Below are 15855 nucleotides of genomic sequence, written 5' to 3'. Positions count from 1 at the left end.
CCCTCCTCAGAAGACCTTCCCCGGGTTCATGATCCCCAGCGGGTCGAACACGGCCTTGATCCCGCGCTGGAGCGCCAGCGAGTCCTCGCCCAGCTCCTCCGCCAGCCAGCGCTGCTTGAGCAGTCCCACGCCGTGCTCGCCCGTGAGCGTGCCGCCGAGGGCCAGGGCCGTGCGGAAGAGCTCCGCGGCGGCGTCCCAGACGTCCTCCCCCACGGGTCCGTCCCCCGCGGGCAGCACGAAGTTCGGGTGGAGGTTCCCGTCCCCCGCGTGGGCGACGGTGGGGATGCTGAGCCCCGTCCGCTCCTCGATGCCGCGGATCGCCGCGAACATCGCCGGCAGCGCGGAGCGGGGCACGCAGACGTCCTCGATCAGCACGCGGCCCTCCGCCTCGAGCGCCGGGTGGAAGGCCCGGCGGACGGCCAGCAGAGCCTCACCCTCGGCCGGGTCCTCGGTCGCCTCGGCGGCGCCCCCGGAGGCGGTCACGATCTCGAGGACGCGCTGCGACTCCTCCGCCGCTCCTCCGCCGTCCGTCTGGACGAGGAGGTAGGCGGCACCGCGGTCCAGCATCGCTCCGGTGTAGCGCGAGATCGCGGCGAGCGCCGCCTCGTCCATCAGCTCCATCACCGCGGGACGGAGCCGCGCGGCGGTGATCGCGGCGGAGGCGGCGGCCGCGGCGACGACGCTCGGGAAGTACGCGCCGACCGTGACCACGCGCCCGGTCGGGATCGGGCGGAGCTTCACGGTGGCCTCCACGATGACGCCCAGCGTCCCCTCGGAGCCGGTCAGGAGCGCGGTGAGGTCGTACCCTGTGACTCCCTTCACGCTGCGGCGGCCGGTGCGGAGCAGTCGCCCGTCGGGGAGGACGACCGTCAACCCGAGCACCGCCTCCCGGGTCACGCCGTACTTGGCGCACAGCAGCCCCCCGGCGTTCGTCGCGATGTTGCCGCCGATGCTCGAGATCGCGCGGCTCGCGGGGTCGGGCGAGAACACGAGGCCGTGCGGAGCGACAGCGTCCGACAGCGCCTGATTGATGACCCCGGGCTCGACCACCGCCAGCTCGTCCTCGAGCGACACCTCGAGGATGCGGTCCATCGCGGCGGTCGAGAGGACGAGCGCTCCCCCGCTCGCCACTCCCCCGGCAGCGAGGCCCGTTCCCGCTCCGCGCGGCACGACCGGGAGCCGGTGCTCCGTCGCTATGCGCAGCGCCGCCTGCACGTCCTCGACCGAGCGCGCAGCGACGAGCGCGAGCGCGCGACCCGGTGCGGAGAAGCCCGACTTGTCGGTGTGCACGGCCTCGAACCCGGGGCCCTCGGTCAGGACCGCGTCTCCGAGCGCGTCGCGCAGCTGTCGGAGGATCTCCTGGTCGAGCATGGTTCACTCCGTGCGGTCGCGGGCGGGTCCTTCCGATCCTTCCACGGGCGCGGGGCAGGATGGCGGGATGACCGGAGAGACGCGATGGCCGCGGTGACGAGCGCGGGGATCCTGCTGCACCGCGAGGGCCCCTCCGGCACCGAGGTGTTCCTCGGGCGGATGGGCGGCCCCTTCTGGACCCGGCGCCCCCGCGCGTGGACGATCCCGAAGGGCGTGCACACGGGCGACGAGACGCCGCTGGACGCCGCGCGCCGCGAGTTCGAGGAGGAGACCGGCGCTCCTCCGCCCGTCGGGGAGCTGACCCTCCTCGGCGCGTTCCGGCAGAGCGCGGCCAAGACCGTCACGGTCTTCGCCGGGCGCGGACACGCGGACACCGCCTTCGTCGCGAGCAACACCTTCGAGCTGGAGTGGCCGCGGGGCTCCGGCGTGCTGCGCAGCTTCCCCGAGCTGGAGGACGCCCGGTGGCACCCGCTCGTCGAGGCCCGCTCGCTGGTGGTGGCCGGGCAGGTCGCCGCCCTCGACGCGCTGGCCGAGCTGCTGGCGGATCCGGACGGCGGGGACCGGGCCGGCACCGCCCCCTAGTCGGCGGCCGCGTAGACCCGCAGGCCCAGCGGCACGATCCGCACCACGGCCTCGTCGAATCCGTCGCGGGAGCCGTCGAAGCGCTCGATCTCGCCGTCGTGCGCCCACTCGGGGTCGTCCCCCGCGGGCCGGCGCGCGCCGACGGTGATCTCCGGCGTCGAGAACGACTCCACCACCGGTGTCCGCCAGCCGGGCACACGGCCGACCACCGGGGTCGCCGTACGGCCGAGCAGGAGCGAGAACGCTCCCCGGGTGCGAGGAGTCCGTCCTGAGTGCAGGATGCGCACGTCGAGGTGGCCGTCGTCGAGCCGACGCCGGGCGAGCGGGGCGGCCGTGCGCGGGTGCTCCTGATTCACCCCGACGAAGTACGACCAGACGAGCTGCGTGCGCCCGTCGCGCCGGAGCTCGAACGGATCGGTGCGCCGCACGACCGAGAGGGCCGCGATCACGGCGGCGAGCGGCTTCCCGATCCGCTTCTCGCGCTTCTCGCGGGCCGCGACGAACTCCGGGTAGACGCCGATCGAGACCGTGTTGAGCACCGTGACCGGGTCTCCCCCGTCCGCGACGACCTCGGCCACGTCGACGTCGCGGCGCTCGCCGATCGTCGCCGCGTCGAGCGCGTCCTGGACGGTGAGCAGCCCCAGCGCCTTCGCGAAGTGGTTCATGGTCCCGCCCGGCAGCACGAGCAGCGTCATCCCCTCGGCGCGGGCGAGAGCGGCACCGACCGACATGGTCCCGTCCCCGCCGTAGATCCCGAGCACCCGGGGCGGAGAGTCCCCCGAGCGCGCCTCGCGCACCACGTCGGCGAGGTCCTCCCCCTCGGTCAGCCGGTGCACGCGCGCCTTCGGGAACCGGGCCCGGACCAGCGGCTCGGGATCGGGGCGGTGCGAGTCCCGGCCCGCGCCGGGGTTGAGGACCACGAGGAGGGCGGCGCCGTCCCCCAGCGGGCTGCGGTCGACGGGGGGCCGGGTCGCGCGCTCCGAGACGGGCACGTGGCGCGGCTCGGCCGGCAGGACGGCTCGGCCGACGACCGCGACCGCCGCGCCGAGCGCCGCGCCGCCGAGGACGTCCGAGAGCCAGTGGACGCCGACGTGCAGGCGGGAGAAGGCCACGGCGGCGGCGAGCGGGGCGACCGCCGCCCCCACTCGGGGCGACTCGAGCGCGACCCCGGCGGCGAAGGCAGCGGCGCTCGCCGCGTGCCCCGAGGGGAAGGACGCCGACGTCGGCACCGTCGCCAGGCGCCGGCCGACCGGGACGTCGACGAGGAGCGGCCGGTCGCCGCCGAACACGCGCTTGCCGACCAGGTTCGCGAGCGCGCTGGCCGCGGCGAGCGAGGCGGTCCCCCGCAGAGCCTCGCGGGGACGGCCCGCCAGGAGCAGCAGGACGCCGACGCCGGCCCAGAGGACTCCGTGGTCCGCGGCCCGGGAGAGCCCCACGAGCGCCCCGTCGACGACGGGCGACGGGCGACGGGCGTTCAGCCGCCGGGCCGCACGAGCGTCCGCCCGGCGCACGACCCGCGGGACGGTGACGAGTCGGCGGAGCAGGACGGACGGGGGTCGGGTTCCGCGGAGGGCCATGCGCTCAGCGTAGGAGGAGGCGCCTCCGCGGTCCCTGGACCGGTCGACGGCGCGCTACACCTCGCCGAAGCCCGACTCGACCAGATCGCCGAGCCGGCCGACCGCCTCCTGGGCCTGCGGCCCCGACGCCGAGAGGACGACCTCGTCCCCGCGGTCGAGCCCCAGCGACATCACGCCGAGCAGGCTCGTGGCGTCCTTGCCGTTCGCGTCGATCCGGGCGTCGAAGGTGGCGGCGAGCGTCACGAAGTCGGCCGCGGGACGGGCGTGCAGGCCGTTCGGGTTGATGAGGCGGACGCGGCGCTGCACGCGCTCGTCACCGGGCGGAGCCTCCTCGGCGGGAGCAGCGAGCGCCTCGCCCCGGGCCGACTCCGCGGCGGCGAGCACCTCGTCCAGCGACGCCCCCGTGCCCGCGGCGACGGCGGCCGCGACCGCCCCCTCCACCAGCGGGGCGTCGGCGATCCGGACCCGGGCGCGCGCCTCGTCGCCGAGGAACTCGACCGCGGTCTCCGCCGTCATGATCGCCGAGCCGAGGTCGCAGAGGACGACGACCCCCTCGCCGGAGTCCGCCTCCGCCAGCGCCGCCGTGATGCGGTCGAAGCTGGTGCCGATGCCGCCGTCGTCCGTCCCGCCCGCGGCGACCAGCGCGACCGAGGCCGCCATCTGCTCCGCGAGCTCGACCAGCCCCTCCGCCAGCTGCGCGCTGTGCGAGACCAGGACCAGCCCGACGCTCACGCCGCCGCCTCGGCCGCTGCGCGGAGCAGGAGCACGGTCGACACGCTGCCGGGATCACGGTGCCCGATGGCGCGCTCGCCGAGGTAGCTGGCTCGTCCCTTGCGGGCGACCAGCGGGTCCGTCGACTCCGCTCCGCTCTGCGCCGCCTCCGCCGCCGCGGCGAGGACGTCGGCCGGAGCCGCTCCTTCCTCGGCGGCGGCCGCGGCCGCGTCGACCGCCGGCGTCCACGCGTCCACCATCGTCTTGTCGCCCACCTCGGCCTTGCCGCGGAGCACGATGCCGTCCCTCGCCGCGGCCAGGAGCGCTGCGACGTCCGCACCCTCGAGCGCGACCTCGCCCGCGACCGCGGCGGAGGCCTTCAGGAACGCCGTGCCGAACAGCGGGCCCGAGGCGCCGCCGACGGTGGAGATGAGCGTCGTCGCGACCAGCTTGAGCACGTCCGCCGGGAGCCCCTGCTCCGGCGCCGCGTCCAGCTTCGCGACCACCGCCTGGAAGCCGCGGTCCATGTTCTCGCCGTGGTCCCCGTCGCCGATCGCCCGGTCGAGCGTGATCAGCTCGACCCGGTGCTCCGCGATCGACTCGGCGGCGCGGCGGATCCACGCCGTCGCCCACGCCGCGTCGAGCCCGGCTCCCTGTGCGTCCTGCATGGTCGTCTCCTCCTCGTGCGCCGCTCCTGCGGCTGTCGTTCCGGTCATGGTGTGCGCGCGGGCGCTCAGCGTCCCCACCGCAGCGCCGCGGTCTGCACCGGGGAGTCCCACAGCTCGGTCAGGGCGTCGTCGAGCTTGAGGACGGTGAGCGAGAAGCCCTGCATCTCGAGCGACGTCGTGTAGTTGCCGACGAGGCTGCGTGCGACGGTGATCCCCTTCTCGGCCAGCGCCTCGGCTGCGCGGCGGTAGGCGAGGTACAGCTCGATCTGCGGCGTGCCGCCCATGCCGTTCACCAGGAGCAGCACCTCGTCCCCGGAGGAGAACGGCAGGTCCTCCAGGATCGGACCGAGGATCCGGTCGACGATGCGGTCGGCCGGCTCCAGCGCGATCTTCTCCCGGCCGGGCTCGCCGTGGATGCCGATGCCGATCTCGATCTCGTCCTCGCCCAGCTCGAAGCTCGGCTCGCCCGCGTGCGGGACGATGCACGGCGTGAGGGCGACGCCCATCGAGCGCACGTTCGCGATCACCGTCTCGGCGATCGTCGCGACCTCGTCGAGGGAGTCGCCCCGCTCGGCCGCGGCGCCCGCGATCCGCTCGACCAGCACGGTGCCGGCCACCCCGCGGCGGCCCGCGGTGTAGAGCGAGTCCTTCACCGCGACGTCGTCGTCGACGATCACGCTGCGCACCTCGATCCCCTCGGCGCCGGCGAGGTCGGCCGCGGTCTCGAAGTTCAGGACGTCGCCCGTGTAGTTCTTCACGATGTGCAGCACACCCGCGCCGCCGTCGACGGCCTGCGTGGCCGCGACGATCGGGTCGGGCGTGGGCGAGGTGAAGACGGGACCCGGGACGGCGGCGTCCAGCATCCCGAATCCGACGAAGCCCGCGTGCAGCGGCTCGTGCCCGCTGCCGCCTCCGCTGACGATGCCCACCTTGCCCGAGCGGGGCGCGTCGGCCCGCACCACGAACAGGGGATCCGGCACCACCCGCACCAGGTCGGCGTGCGCCAGGCCGAAGCCGGCCACCGACTCCGTGACGACGTTCTTCGGGTCGTTGATGAGCTTCTTCATCGAGGTCTCCTCCAGGATCGGGCCACCACTCGGGCGTCCCGTGACCTGCGGGCGATCCGGCGCGTGGTGGATCGCCGCCCGCACCGTCGCGGACAGCAGCCCCACGTTACGCCCTGCGCTCGCGCCTACGGCAGCGGGACGACGGCGCGCTGCGTCTCGCGGACCCACTCCTCGAGCTTGGCCGTGGCGGCCCCGGAGTCGACGGCCTCCGCCGCGCGGTCCATCGACGTCCGCAGGCGCTCCAGGACGGGCGTGCGCACCAGGTCCGGGTCGCGCGCCAGGTCGAACGCCGCGAGGCCCGCGGCCGCGTTCAGAAGGACGATGTCGCGGACGGGGCCGCCGTCTCCCGCGAGCACCGAGCGCACCACGCTCGCGTTGTAGGCGGCGTCGCGGCCGCGCAGCTCGTCGATCCGCGCGCGGGGCAGGCCCAGGTCGCGCGGGTCGAGGTCGTGCTCGACCACGGAGCCGCGCGACACCTCCCAGATGTGGCTGTGACCCGTGGTGGTGAGCTCGTCGAGGCCGTCGTCCCCGCGGAACACCAGAGCCGTCGCCCCGCGCGTCCGGAACACGCCGACGACCAGCGGCACCCGGTCGAGGTGCGCCACTCCGACCGCCGAGGCCTCGGGACGCGCCGGATTGCAGAGCGGGCCGAGGAAGTTGAACACCGTCGGCACGCCCAGCTCGGCGCGCACCGGACCGGCGTGCCGGAAGCCGGGGTGGAAGAGGGACGCGAAGACGAAGGCGATCCCCGTCCGCCGGAACACCTCGGCCACCCGCTCGGGAGAGAGGGAGAGGTCGACCCCGAGTGCCGCGAGCACGTCGGAGGAGCCGGAGGAGGAGGACGCGGCCTTGTTCCCGTGCTTCACGACGGGCGTGCCGGCGGCGGCCGCGATGATCGACGCGGTGGAGGAGATGTTGACGGTCCCGAAGCGGTCCCCGCCCGTCCCGACGATGTCCAGGGCCATCGGGTCCACGTCCAGCGGCACCGCGTGGTCGAGGATCGCGTCGCGGAAGCCGACGATCTCGTCGACGGTCTCGCCCTTCGCCCGGAGGGCCACCAGCAGTCCGGCGAGCTGCGCCGGAGTCGCCGCGCCCTCCATCACCTGCTCCATGGCCCACGTCGCCTCGGAGACGCTCAGATCGGAGGACTCGAGGAGTGCGCTGAGAACGTGCGGCCAGGACAGGGTTTCCGACATGGCTCCCAGATTATGCGACGAGGATCGCCTCCCGGCTAGTGCGACTTCCCTCCCCTGCCATCGGCCATAATGGTCTGTGTGACGAGCACCTCTCTCTCCCCCACGGCCACCGCGCCCGTAGTGAACCGACCCAACCCGGTCGCGGTCGGAACGATCGTCTGGCTGGGCAGCGAGGTCATGTTCTTCGCCGGCCTCTTCGCGATCTACTTCACCCTGCGCAGCACCTCCCCCGAGCTCTGGGGCGCCGAGACCCAGATCCTCAACGTCCCCTACGCGGGCGTGAACACGGTGATCCTCGTGGCCTCGTCGTTCAGCTGCCAGTTCGGCGTGTTCGCCGCCGAGCGGCTGCAGCCGCGTGCGACGGGCCTCAGCCCGTTCAAGTGGGGCATGGTCGAGTGGTTCTTCCTCACCTACGCCCTGGGCGCGGTCTTCGTCTCCGGCCAGGTGCTCGAGTACGCGACCCTCGTCTCCGAGGGCGTCACGCTCTCCAGCAACGCCTACGGCTCCGCCTTCTACCTGACGACCGGCTTCCACGCCCTGCACGTCACCGGCGGCCTCATCGCGTTCCTCCTCGTCATCGGCCGCGGCTTCGCGGTCAAGAACTTCGGCCACAAGGAGGCGACGAGCGCCATCGTCGTCTCGTACTACTGGCACTTCGTCGACGTCGTCTGGGTCGGCCTGTTCGCCGTCATCTACTTCCTCAAGTGACGCGCCCGCCGATGCCCCACTCCACTCCCGACCCCCGCAGGAAGGACGCCTCGATGGCCTCCCCGAAGACGAAGAGCCGAGCCAAGAAGGGTCGCCGCCACCCGCTCGCCACCCTGGCCCTGATCGCCATCGGCCTCGGGCTCACCGGCGGGACCTACGCCGCGGTCGGCGTCGCGACGTCCGCCTCCGCGGAGACGTCGTCCACCAGCCAGCAGACGATCGACGAGGGCTCGAAGCTCTTCGCCGCGAACTGCGCCACCTGCCACGGCCTCGACGCCGCGGGCACCGACAACGCTCCCTCCCTCATCGGAGTGGGCGCGGCGTCGGTCGACTTCCAGGTCGGCACCGGCCGCATGCCGATGCAGATGCACGGCCCCCAGGCGCTCGAGAAGCCGGTGCAGTTCACCGACGAGCAGGTCGGCGAGCTCGCCGCCTACGTCGCGTCGCTGGCCCCCGGCCCCGCGATCCCCGAGGGCGAGGTCCTCGACGGACAGGGCGACGCGGCGAACGGCGCCGAGCTGTTCCGCATCAACTGCGCCATGTGCCACAACGTCGCCGGGGCCGGCGGCGCGCTCACCGAGGGCAAGTTCGCTCCCCCGCTGGGCGGCGTGACCGAGGCGCACATCTACGAGGCGATGGTCACCGGCCCGCAGAACATGCCGGTCTTCAACGACCTGAACATCTCGCCCGAGGACAAGCGCGACATCATCTCGTACCTCAAGTACATCGAGGCCAACCCGTCCCCGGGCGGATTCGCGCTCGGCTCCCTCGGGCCGGTCGCAGAGGGCCTGTTCCTCTGGATCTTCGGCCTCGGCGCGATCGTGGCCTTGACGGTGTGGATCACCGCCCGATCCAACTAGACGACTGCAGCGCCCTGACGGGCGCGACTGACCCACGGCACCGACTGGTGCCGACACGGCGTGAAAAGGAGAACCATGGCAGAGCACGATGAGGGTGGCACGGACCTCGCCACCTCGTCGGCCACCGGGCACGGAACGGCTCCGGCCGGCACCGCGGTCGTGACGCGGGACCGCGTCCAGGACCCGGGCCTCCCGCCGCACCGCCCCCGGATGACCGACCTCGACCCCAAGGTCGAGAAGCGTGCCGAGCGCACGGTGTACACGCTCTTCTACCTCTCCTTCGCGGGCTCGATCTTCGCGGTCGCCGCCTACATGGCGTTCCCGATCACCGAGGACGTCGCGTCGGTCCGGCTGAACACGCTGTTCATCGGCCTGGGCATGTCCCTCGCGCTCCTGGGCATCGGCATCGCCGCCGTCCACTGGGGCAAGCAGCTGATGTCGGACCACGAGGGCATCGACATCCGCCACCCCGTCCGCAGCGCGGAGCCCACCCGCGCCCGTGCGCTCGAGATCTTCGACCAGTCCGACAAGGAGTCCGGCTTCGGCCGCCGCTCCCTCGTCCGGAACAGCCTGATCGCCTCCCTCGTCGTGTTCCCCCTGCCCGCCGTGATCCTGTTCCGGGGCCTCGGCCCGCAGGACCAGAACCCCGTCGCCCTCCTCAAGACCACCCTGTGGGAAGAGGGCACGAGGCTCACCCTGGACCCGTCGGGAGCGCCGATCCTCGCATCGGACGTCACCCTCGGATCCGCCTTCCACGTCATCCCCGAGGGCCTCAACGACGCCGAGGGCAAGCTGGAGGAGAAGGCCAAGGCCGCCGTCCTCCTGATGCGCCTGAAGCCGGAGGACCTCATCGTCAGTGAGGGTCGCGAGACCTGGAACTACGACGGAATCGTCGCCTACTCCAAGATCTGCACGCACGTCGGCTGCCCTGTGGCGCTGTACGAGCAGCAGACCCACCACCTGCTGTGCCCGTGCCACCAGTCGCAATTCGACATCACGCGCGAGGCCGCCGTCATCTTCGGCCCGGCGAAGCGTCCGCTTCCGCAGCTCCCCATCACCGTCGACGCCGAGGGTTACCTGGTCGCCAGAAGCGACTTCACGGAGCCCGTCGGACCGTCCTTCTGGGAGCGATGACTCACATGTCCACCACCACCCCCTCACGCCCCTCCAGCTCCCCCGCGGAGCCCGAGGACGGCGTCATCCTCGGATCCGGCAAGTTCCAGAAGGGGTACGTCGGAGCGGCGTCGAACTACATCGACGAGCGCACGAGCATCTCCGCGGTCGTCAAGGAGTTCGGTCGCAAGATCTTCCCCGACCACTGGTCCTTCCTCCTCGGCGAGGTCGCGCTCTACAGCTTCGTCATCATCCTGCTGTCGGGCACCTTCCTCACCTTCTTCTTCCAGGCCTCGATGGTCGAGACGCACTACGAGGGCAGCTACCTGCCCCTCAAGGGCATCGAGATGTCGGCGGCGATGTCGTCCTCGCTCGACATCTCCTTCGACATCCGCGGCGGCCTGCTGATGCGGCAGATCCACCACTGGGCGGCACTGCTGTTCGTGGCCTCGATCGGCCTGCACATGCTGCGCATCTTCTTCACCGGTGCGTTCCGCAAGCCCCGCGAGCTCAACTGGGTCATCGGCTTCGTCCTCTTCATCCTCGCGATGGCCGAGGGCTTCACCGGCTACTCGCTCCCCGACGACCTGCTCTCGGGCAACGGCCTCCGCATCATCGACGGCATGGTCAAGGGCATCCCGATCGTCGGCACCTGGATCTCGTTCCTGCTCTTCGGCGGCGAGTTCCCGGGCACCGACATCGTCGGCCGCCTCTACACGCTGCACATCCTGCTGCTGCCGGCGCTGGTGCTCGCGTTCATCGCCCTGCACCTCGTGTTCGTGGTCGTCCACAAGCACACCCAGTTCCCCGGTGCGGGCAAGACCGAGCAGAACGTCGTCGGCTACCCGGTGCTGCCGGTCTACGCCGCGAAGGCCGGTGGATTCTTCTTCATCGTCTTCGGCGTCGTCGTCCTCATCGCCTCGCTGTTCACGATCAACCCGATCTGGAACTACGGCCCGTACGACCCCTCGCCCGTCTCCGCGGGAACCCAGCCCGACTGGTACATCGGGTTCGCCGACGGCGCCCTGCGCCTCGTCCCGCCGGGACTCGAGTGGGCCATCCCGGGCATCGGAACCCTGTCGTTCAACATCCTGATCCCGCTCGTCGGTCTCGGACTGTTCATCGCCGTGGTCATGCTCTACCCGTTCCTCGAGGCGTGGATCACCGGTGACAAGCGCGAGCACCACCTGCTCGACCGTCCGCGCAACGCCGCGACCCGCACCGCGATCGGCGCCGCCGGAGTCAGCTTCTACGCCGTCCTCTGGGCCGCCGCCTCGTCCGACCTCATCGCGACGCACTTCCACCTCACGATGGAGGGCGTGATCCACAGCCTGCAGTTCCTGCTCATCGCGGGTCCGTTCATCGCGTACTTCATCACCAAGCGCATCTGCCTGGCGCTGCAGAAGAAGGACCGCGAAATCGCGCTGCACGGCTTCGAGTCCGGCCGCATCGTCCGCCTCCCCGGCGGCGAGTTCATCGAGGTGCACCAGCAGCTCGACGAGTACGAGCGCTGGAAGCTCGTCGGTCAGGACGAGTACGAGCCCCTGATGATCCGTCCGGACTCGCGTGGCCGCATCACCGCCCCGCAGCGCGTCCGCGCCGGCCTCTCCCGCTGGTTCTTCGAGGACCGGATCACCCCCGTCACCCAGAAGGAGCTCGAGAGCTCGCACAGCGAGCACTGATCCTCCCCCGAAGGGCCCGGACGTTCATTCGTCCGGGCCCTTCGTCGTTCCCGCAGCGGGGCGGCGCCTGTCCTCCGGCGCGGTTGGAGGTCGGCGGTGGACCGAGAGCCGGTGAGACCGGATCACAGCGCCTCGACGGCGACAAGCCGGCAGGAACGTGAGGCGATCCTCCGGACGGCGAGGCCCCCGCTCCGCGGATCACGAGATGCCATCTGACCGCCGAGCTGGAGACGTCCGCCTCCCTCGGATCACCGAGTGATTCAGCCTGTCTCCGTTGTCGCGGCGTCGTCGTCCGGTGAAGTCCCCGTCCCCGTCCACGTCGAGACACTCGGCATCGGTTCGAGGGCACCCGTCCCCAGCAGGCCTATCAGGACTGCCCTCCCCCCACTCACGGTCGAACCCTCTGTGATCGGCGACGGCGACGCTCGCCGGTGCGACCGAGGAGGCGACCTCCGGACATCGACGACCGTCGCTGCAGCGGCGTCTCAGGCTCCCTGTCGTCGCGCCGACCGGCACACAACCCGTTAGCAAGTACCGAGGAGCTCCACGAGCTGCAGGGGCGCGCGCGGTTCCGTCGGGGTGCAGGCTCCACTGGGTTCAGAACGGTGTGCAAGAGGCCCGCAGGGCGGCGCAGGCGCCAGAACAGGCGCAGCAGCCCCAGTACAGCCGCAGGCGCAGCAGTATCCGCGATCCGTAGCGCGCCACCGCCGTCGGCACGCCGACAGGCGCACAGGAGAGCCGCCACAGGCGTAGCCCGCTCACCCGCGACCGGAGCAGGAGCCGTCGCAGCGCAGACCCGTAGGGGTGATGACGCGGGCCGACGCTCCTGCTCGGCGCCGCCCGCTGCACTCCCCTGCGAGCTTCCACGTCGCGGGCCGTCGGGATGTGCCCCGACGAGTTCCTCCGCGCAGGACGCCTCGGTGTCCCGCCAGCATGACACCGCGAGAGATCCAGCTCACCTCGTCATCCCTCACTGAGCGGTCCCGGCCCTCACCGGGAGGTCCCGGCTCTCACCGGGAGGCCCGATCCGCCACCGATCGGCGAGTGCCGCCCCTGCACGAAGCCGAATGGCCGAGCCGACCGGGCCCCGACCGCGCGTCGCTTCCTCCTGGATAAGCGAAAGGGCCGGGTGCACAGAGCCGAAGCCCTCGTGCACCCGGCCCTCGGCCGTGCGATGCGCCCTAGCGGGCGAAGTATCCGCGGTAGTACTCGTACACCCAGCCGGCGATGGCGACCAGGAAGAGCCCGACGGCGATGTAGGTGATCCAGAACCCCACGGCAAGGCCGAGGAATCCGAGAGCCGCGGAACCGCCCAGGATCAGCGGCCACCAGCTCCACGGGCTGAAGAAGCCCAGCTCGGGGTCTCCGTCGTCGATGTCCGCATCGAGGCGGTCCTCGGGGAGCTCAGCACCCTGCGCCTTGTGGACGCGGCCGACGTAGAACGCGATGAACGCGCCCAGCACGGCCGAGAGGCCGATGCCGACGGTGCCGACCCACTCCACCTGGCCCGTGTCGAGCAGCGACCACACGATGTACGTGATGTCGGCGAGGAGGAAGAAGCCCGCGAGGAGCCAGAAGAGATTGACGTTGGCGCGCATGGCCCTACTTCACCGTGCCTTCGGACTTGTCGTACGTGGGGGCGTCCGGAGCGTCCTTCGCCGGACCAATTCCGACGGGGATGCCGGCCTCGGGGTGGTTGAGGTCGAACGCCGGGGCCTCGCTGCGGATGCGCGGGATCGAGGTGAAGTTGTGGCGGGGCGGCGGGCACGAGGTGGCCCACTCGAGCGACCGGGAGAAGCCCCACGGGTCGTTCACCGTCACCTTGGGCGCCTTGCGGGCGGTGATGTACACGTTCAGGAAGAACGGGATCAGCGACACCGCGAGGATCATCGCTCCGACCGTCGACACCTGGTTCATCCAGGTGAAGCCGTCCTCGGGCAGGTAGCTGGCGTAGCGGCGCGGCATGCCGACGACGCCCAGCCAGTGCTGGATGAGGAAGGTGGTGTGGAAGCCGATGAACAGCAGCCAGAAGTGCCACTTGCCCAGCGTCTCGTTCAGCATCTTGCCGGTCCACTTGGGCCACCAGAAGTAGAAGCCCGAGAACATCGCGAAGACGACGGTTCCGAACACGACGTAGTGGAAGTGCGCCACCACGAAGTACGAGTCCGAGACGTGGAAGTCGAGCGGGGGCGACGCGAGGATCACGCCGGTGAGTCCACCGAAGGTGAAGGTGATCAGGAAGCCGATCGCCCAGATCATCGGGGTCTCGAAGGTCACCGATCCGCGCCACATGGTGCCGACCCAGTTGAAGATCTTCACGCCGGTCGGAACCGCGATGAGCATGGTCATCAGCGAGAAGAACGGCAGCAGGACCGATCCGGTGACGTACATGTGGTGCGCCCACACCGTCACGGAGAGGGCGGCGATCGCGATGGTCGCGTAGATCAGCGTCTTGTAGCCGAAGATCGGCTTGCGGCTGAAGACCGGGAAGACCTCGGACACGATGCCGAAGAACGGCAGCGCGATGATGTACACCTCGGGGTGGCCGAAGAACCAGAACAGGTGCTGCCAGAGCAGGACACCGCCGTTGGCCGCATCGTAGATGTGGGCGTCGAACACCCGGTCGGCGCCGAGGGCGAACATCGCGGCGGCGAGCACCGGGAACGCGAGCAGCACGAGGATCGACGTCACCAGGATGTTCCAGGTGAAGATCGGCATCCGGAACATCGTCATGCCGGGGGCGCGCATCGTGATGATCGTCGTGATGAAGTTCACCGCGCCGAGGATCGTGCCGAAGCCCGAGAGCGCGAGGCCGAAGACCCAGAGATTGCCGCCGAGCCCTGGCGAGAACGTCGTGCTCGACAGTGGCGCGTACGCGAACCAGCCGAACGACGCCGCACCCTGCGGGGTGACGAATCCGGCGACCGCGATGAGCGAGCCGAAGCTGTAGAGCCAGTACGCGAAGGCGTTGAGGCGGGGGAACGCGACGTCGGGGGCGCCGATCTGCAGCGGCATCAGGACGTTGGCGAACCCGGCGAAGAGCGGCGTCGCGAACATCAGCAGCATGATCGTGCCGTGCATCGTGAACAGCTGGTTGTACTGCTCGCGCGTCTCGACCACGTTCAGGCCGGGCTCGAACAGCTGGGCGCGGATGACGAGTGCCATCACGCCGGCGATGCAGAAGTAGATGAACGACGTGATCAGGTACATGTACCCGATGACCTTGTGGTCGGTCGACGTCATCCAGCGGACGAGGACGTTCGCCTTGCGCTGGACCGGCGGAGTGCCGGCGGTGCGCGTCGGGCGGGGTGCCGTAGCGGTGCTCATGCTCCCTTACTCCTCGTTCTCGCGGGCCGGCGCGCCGGTTCCGGGAAGGTTCGAATTGCGGTTGTACTCGGCGCCGAGCTGACCGGTCTGGCCCGCGTCGCGCAGCGACTGGATGTAGTCGTCGTACTCGCCCTGCGAGACGACCTTGACGTTGAAGAGCATCGCGGAGTGGTACTCGCCGCAGAGCTCGGCGCACTTGCCCGCGTAAGTCCCCTCCTTGAGAGGCGTGACGTACATGTAGTTCGTCTTGCCGGGGATCATGTCCTTCTTGTAGAGGAAGTCGACGACCCAGAAGGAGTGGATCACGTCGCGCGCGTCGAGCTGGATCTTGATCTTCTGTCCGACGGGCAGGTAGAGCGTGGGGATCTCGGACTCGACGAGCGAGCCGGCGGCGTCTCCGCCCTCCTGGTACTGGCCCTGGATACCGGCGGAGTAGACGTCCTCGTCGACGTAGTTGAAGTCCCACGCCCACTGCTTGCCGTACACCTGGATGGTCTCGTCCGGGTCGTCGTAGGGCTGCTCGATAGCGGCCTGGTCGCGCGCGGTGAAGGCGAAGAAGCCGATCACGAGGATCAGCGGCACGATCGTGTAGAAGATCTCGATCGGCATGTTGTAGCGCAGCTGGACCGGCAGGCCGGTCTGCCCCTTGCGACGGCGGTAGACGACCACCGCCCAGATGGTGAGACCCCACGTGACGACGCCGACGGCGAGCAGGACGATCCAGGAGGTGACCCAGAGTCCGATGACGCGGTCGACGTGGTTCGTCGTGCCGGGTTCGGTGGGGAGCCAGCCCTGGAGCTGCTCTTGCGTGCAGCCCGCGAGGACGAGGGCGAGGGCTCCTGCGACGGGGGCAGCGACCCATCTGCGGATTCGGCGATTGAAGCGCACCGGTGACCTTTCGGAAGACTGGGGACCAGTTCACACGAAACTGTATTAGACCGGCTCCAGCCTACCCTTCCGCTCCGGCGGCCCGGTGCACGACGACCCGCTCTT

The 15855-nt window shown here is 70.9% G+C and carries 14 protein-coding genes; 5 read left to right on the top strand and 9 right to left on the bottom strand.

The genetic code is table 11. The features are described 5' to 3' along the window. Positions 1–6: 6 nt before the first annotated feature. Complete coding sequence (locus C5C69_RS03510) at positions 7–1371, bottom strand: FAD-binding oxidoreductase (protein WP_104233332.1); 1365 nt, start codon at positions 1369–1371, stop codon at positions 7–9. Between the two features lie 84 nt (positions 1372–1455). Between C5C69_RS03510 and C5C69_RS03505 the strand changes: the two genes are divergently transcribed. After that, a complete protein-coding gene (locus tag C5C69_RS03505) occupies positions 1456–1953 on the top strand; it encodes an NUDIX domain-containing protein (protein WP_104233333.1) in 498 nt (165 codons plus the stop codon). Here the strand turns inward: C5C69_RS03505 and C5C69_RS03500 are convergent. The 5 genes from C5C69_RS03500 to trpD form a co-directional block, all read right to left on the bottom strand. Then, the gene (locus C5C69_RS03500; protein ID WP_104233334.1) at positions 1950–3530 is read right to left on the bottom strand and encodes a bifunctional phosphatase PAP2/diacylglycerol kinase family protein; all 1581 of its coding nucleotides are present in this window, start codon (positions 3528–3530) and stop codon (positions 1950–1952) included. The two genes, C5C69_RS03505 and C5C69_RS03500, sit on opposite strands and share 4 nt — an antisense overlap. 54 nt (positions 3531–3584) lie before the next feature. Then, entirely contained in the window at positions 3585–4262 is a 678-nt protein-coding gene (gene dhaM / locus C5C69_RS03495; RefSeq protein ID WP_104257322.1) for a dihydroxyacetone kinase phosphoryl donor subunit DhaM, read from the bottom strand. After that, positions 4259–4909, bottom strand: a complete 651-nt coding sequence (gene dhaL, locus C5C69_RS03490) for a dihydroxyacetone kinase subunit DhaL (RefSeq protein ID WP_104233336.1) — start codon at positions 4907–4909, stop codon at positions 4259–4261. The genes dhaM and dhaL overlap by 4 nt, the downstream gene beginning before the upstream one ends. A 65-nt stretch (positions 4910–4974) precedes the next feature. Continuing rightward, the gene (gene dhaK / locus C5C69_RS03485) at positions 4975–5976 is read right to left on the bottom strand and encodes a dihydroxyacetone kinase subunit DhaK (RefSeq protein ID WP_104233337.1); all 1002 of its coding nucleotides are present in this window, start codon (positions 5974–5976) and stop codon (positions 4975–4977) included. Positions 5977–6101: 125 nt separating this feature from the next. Next, positions 6102–7172 carry an anthranilate phosphoribosyltransferase gene (gene trpD / locus C5C69_RS03480; RefSeq protein WP_104225357.1) on the bottom strand — a complete coding sequence of 357 codons (1071 nt, stop codon included), beginning with the start codon at positions 7170–7172 and terminating at the stop codon, positions 6102–6104. A 69-nt stretch (positions 7173–7241) separates the two neighbouring features. Between trpD and C5C69_RS03475 the strand changes: the two genes are divergently transcribed. From C5C69_RS03475 to C5C69_RS03460, 4 genes are all read left to right on the top strand, one after another. Continuing rightward, positions 7242–7880 carry a heme-copper oxidase subunit III gene (locus tag C5C69_RS03475; protein ID WP_104224647.1) on the top strand — a complete coding sequence of 213 codons (639 nt, stop codon included), beginning with the start codon at positions 7242–7244 and terminating at the stop codon, positions 7878–7880. A gap of 53 nt (positions 7881–7933) precedes the next feature. Continuing rightward, a complete protein-coding gene (locus tag C5C69_RS03470) occupies positions 7934–8740 on the top strand; it encodes a c-type cytochrome (RefSeq protein WP_104224648.1) in 807 nt (268 codons plus the stop codon). A gap of 75 nt (positions 8741–8815) precedes the next feature. After that, positions 8816–9874: a ubiquinol-cytochrome c reductase iron-sulfur subunit gene (locus C5C69_RS03465; protein WP_104225358.1), complete on the top strand. Its 1059-nt coding sequence runs from the start codon at positions 8816–8818 to the stop codon at positions 9872–9874. Positions 9875–9879: 5 nt separating this feature from the next. Next, the gene (locus tag C5C69_RS03460) at positions 9880–11535 is read left to right on the top strand and encodes a ubiquinol-cytochrome c reductase cytochrome b subunit (RefSeq protein ID WP_104224650.1); all 1656 of its coding nucleotides are present in this window, start codon (positions 9880–9882) and stop codon (positions 11533–11535) included. 1181 nt (positions 11536–12716) lie between these two features. On the opposite strand, the gene C5C69_RS03455 is transcribed toward C5C69_RS03460, so the two are convergent. Genes C5C69_RS03455 through coxB form a run of 3 tightly spaced genes read right to left on the bottom strand, consistent with a single transcriptional unit; the run spans position 12717 to position 15750 of the window. Next, positions 12717–13133 carry a cytochrome c oxidase subunit 4 gene (locus C5C69_RS03455; protein WP_104224651.1) on the bottom strand — a complete coding sequence of 139 codons (417 nt, stop codon included), beginning with the start codon at positions 13131–13133 and terminating at the stop codon, positions 12717–12719. A gap of 4 nt (positions 13134–13137) precedes the next feature. Then, positions 13138–14862: a cytochrome c oxidase subunit I gene (gene ctaD, locus C5C69_RS03450; RefSeq protein ID WP_104224652.1), complete on the bottom strand. Its 1725-nt coding sequence runs from the start codon at positions 14860–14862 to the stop codon at positions 13138–13140. Between the two features lie 6 nt (positions 14863–14868). Beyond that, positions 14869–15750 carry a cytochrome c oxidase subunit II gene (gene coxB / locus C5C69_RS03445; protein WP_104224653.1) on the bottom strand — a complete coding sequence of 294 codons (882 nt, stop codon included), beginning with the start codon at positions 15748–15750 and terminating at the stop codon, positions 14869–14871. Positions 15751–15855 lie beyond the last annotated feature (105 nt).

Source organism: Rathayibacter sp. AY1C7 (genome assembly GCF_002931865.1).
Classification (GTDB): domain Bacteria; phylum Actinomycetota; class Actinomycetes; order Actinomycetales; family Microbacteriaceae; genus Rathayibacter.
The sequence above is the reverse complement of the archived record's forward strand: the minus strand, read 5'-3'. Positions and strand labels throughout refer to the sequence as shown.

Bases quoted from the DNA above. Each gene is read 5' to 3' on its own strand.
- C5C69_RS03460 (WP_104224650.1), top strand. From the start codon at position 9,880: ATGTCCACCACCACCCCCTCACGCCCCTCCAGCTCCCCCGCGGAGCCC.
- C5C69_RS03470 (WP_104224648.1), top strand. From the start codon at position 7,934: ATGGCCTCCCCGAAGACGAAGAGCCGAGCCAAGAAGGGTCGCCGCCAC.
- C5C69_RS03465 (WP_104225358.1), top strand. From the start codon at position 8,816: ATGGCAGAGCACGATGAGGGTGGCACGGACCTCGCCACCTCGTCGGCC.
- C5C69_RS03510 (WP_104233332.1), bottom strand. From the start codon at position 1,371: ATGCTCGACCAGGAGATCCTCCGACAGCTGCGCGACGCGCTCGGAGAC.
- C5C69_RS03455 (WP_104224651.1), bottom strand. From the start codon at position 13,133: ATGCGCGCCAACGTCAATCTCTTCTGGCTCCTCGCGGGCTTCTTCCTC.
- C5C69_RS03505 (WP_104233333.1), top strand. From the start codon at position 1,456: ATGGCCGCGGTGACGAGCGCGGGGATCCTGCTGCACCGCGAGGGCCCC.
- dhaK (WP_104233337.1), bottom strand. From the start codon at position 5,976: ATGAAGAAGCTCATCAACGACCCGAAGAACGTCGTCACGGAGTCGGTG.
- trpD (WP_104225357.1), bottom strand. From the start codon at position 7,172: ATGTCGGAAACCCTGTCCTGGCCGCACGTTCTCAGCGCACTCCTCGAG.
- dhaL (WP_104233336.1), bottom strand. From the start codon at position 4,909: ATGCAGGACGCACAGGGAGCCGGGCTCGACGCGGCGTGGGCGACGGCG.
- C5C69_RS03475 (WP_104224647.1), top strand. From the start codon at position 7,242: ATGGTCTGTGTGACGAGCACCTCTCTCTCCCCCACGGCCACCGCGCCC.
- C5C69_RS03500 (WP_104233334.1), bottom strand. From the start codon at position 3,530: ATGGCCCTCCGCGGAACCCGACCCCCGTCCGTCCTGCTCCGCCGACTC.
- ctaD (WP_104224652.1), bottom strand. From the start codon at position 14,862: ATGAGCACCGCTACGGCACCCCGCCCGACGCGCACCGCCGGCACTCCG.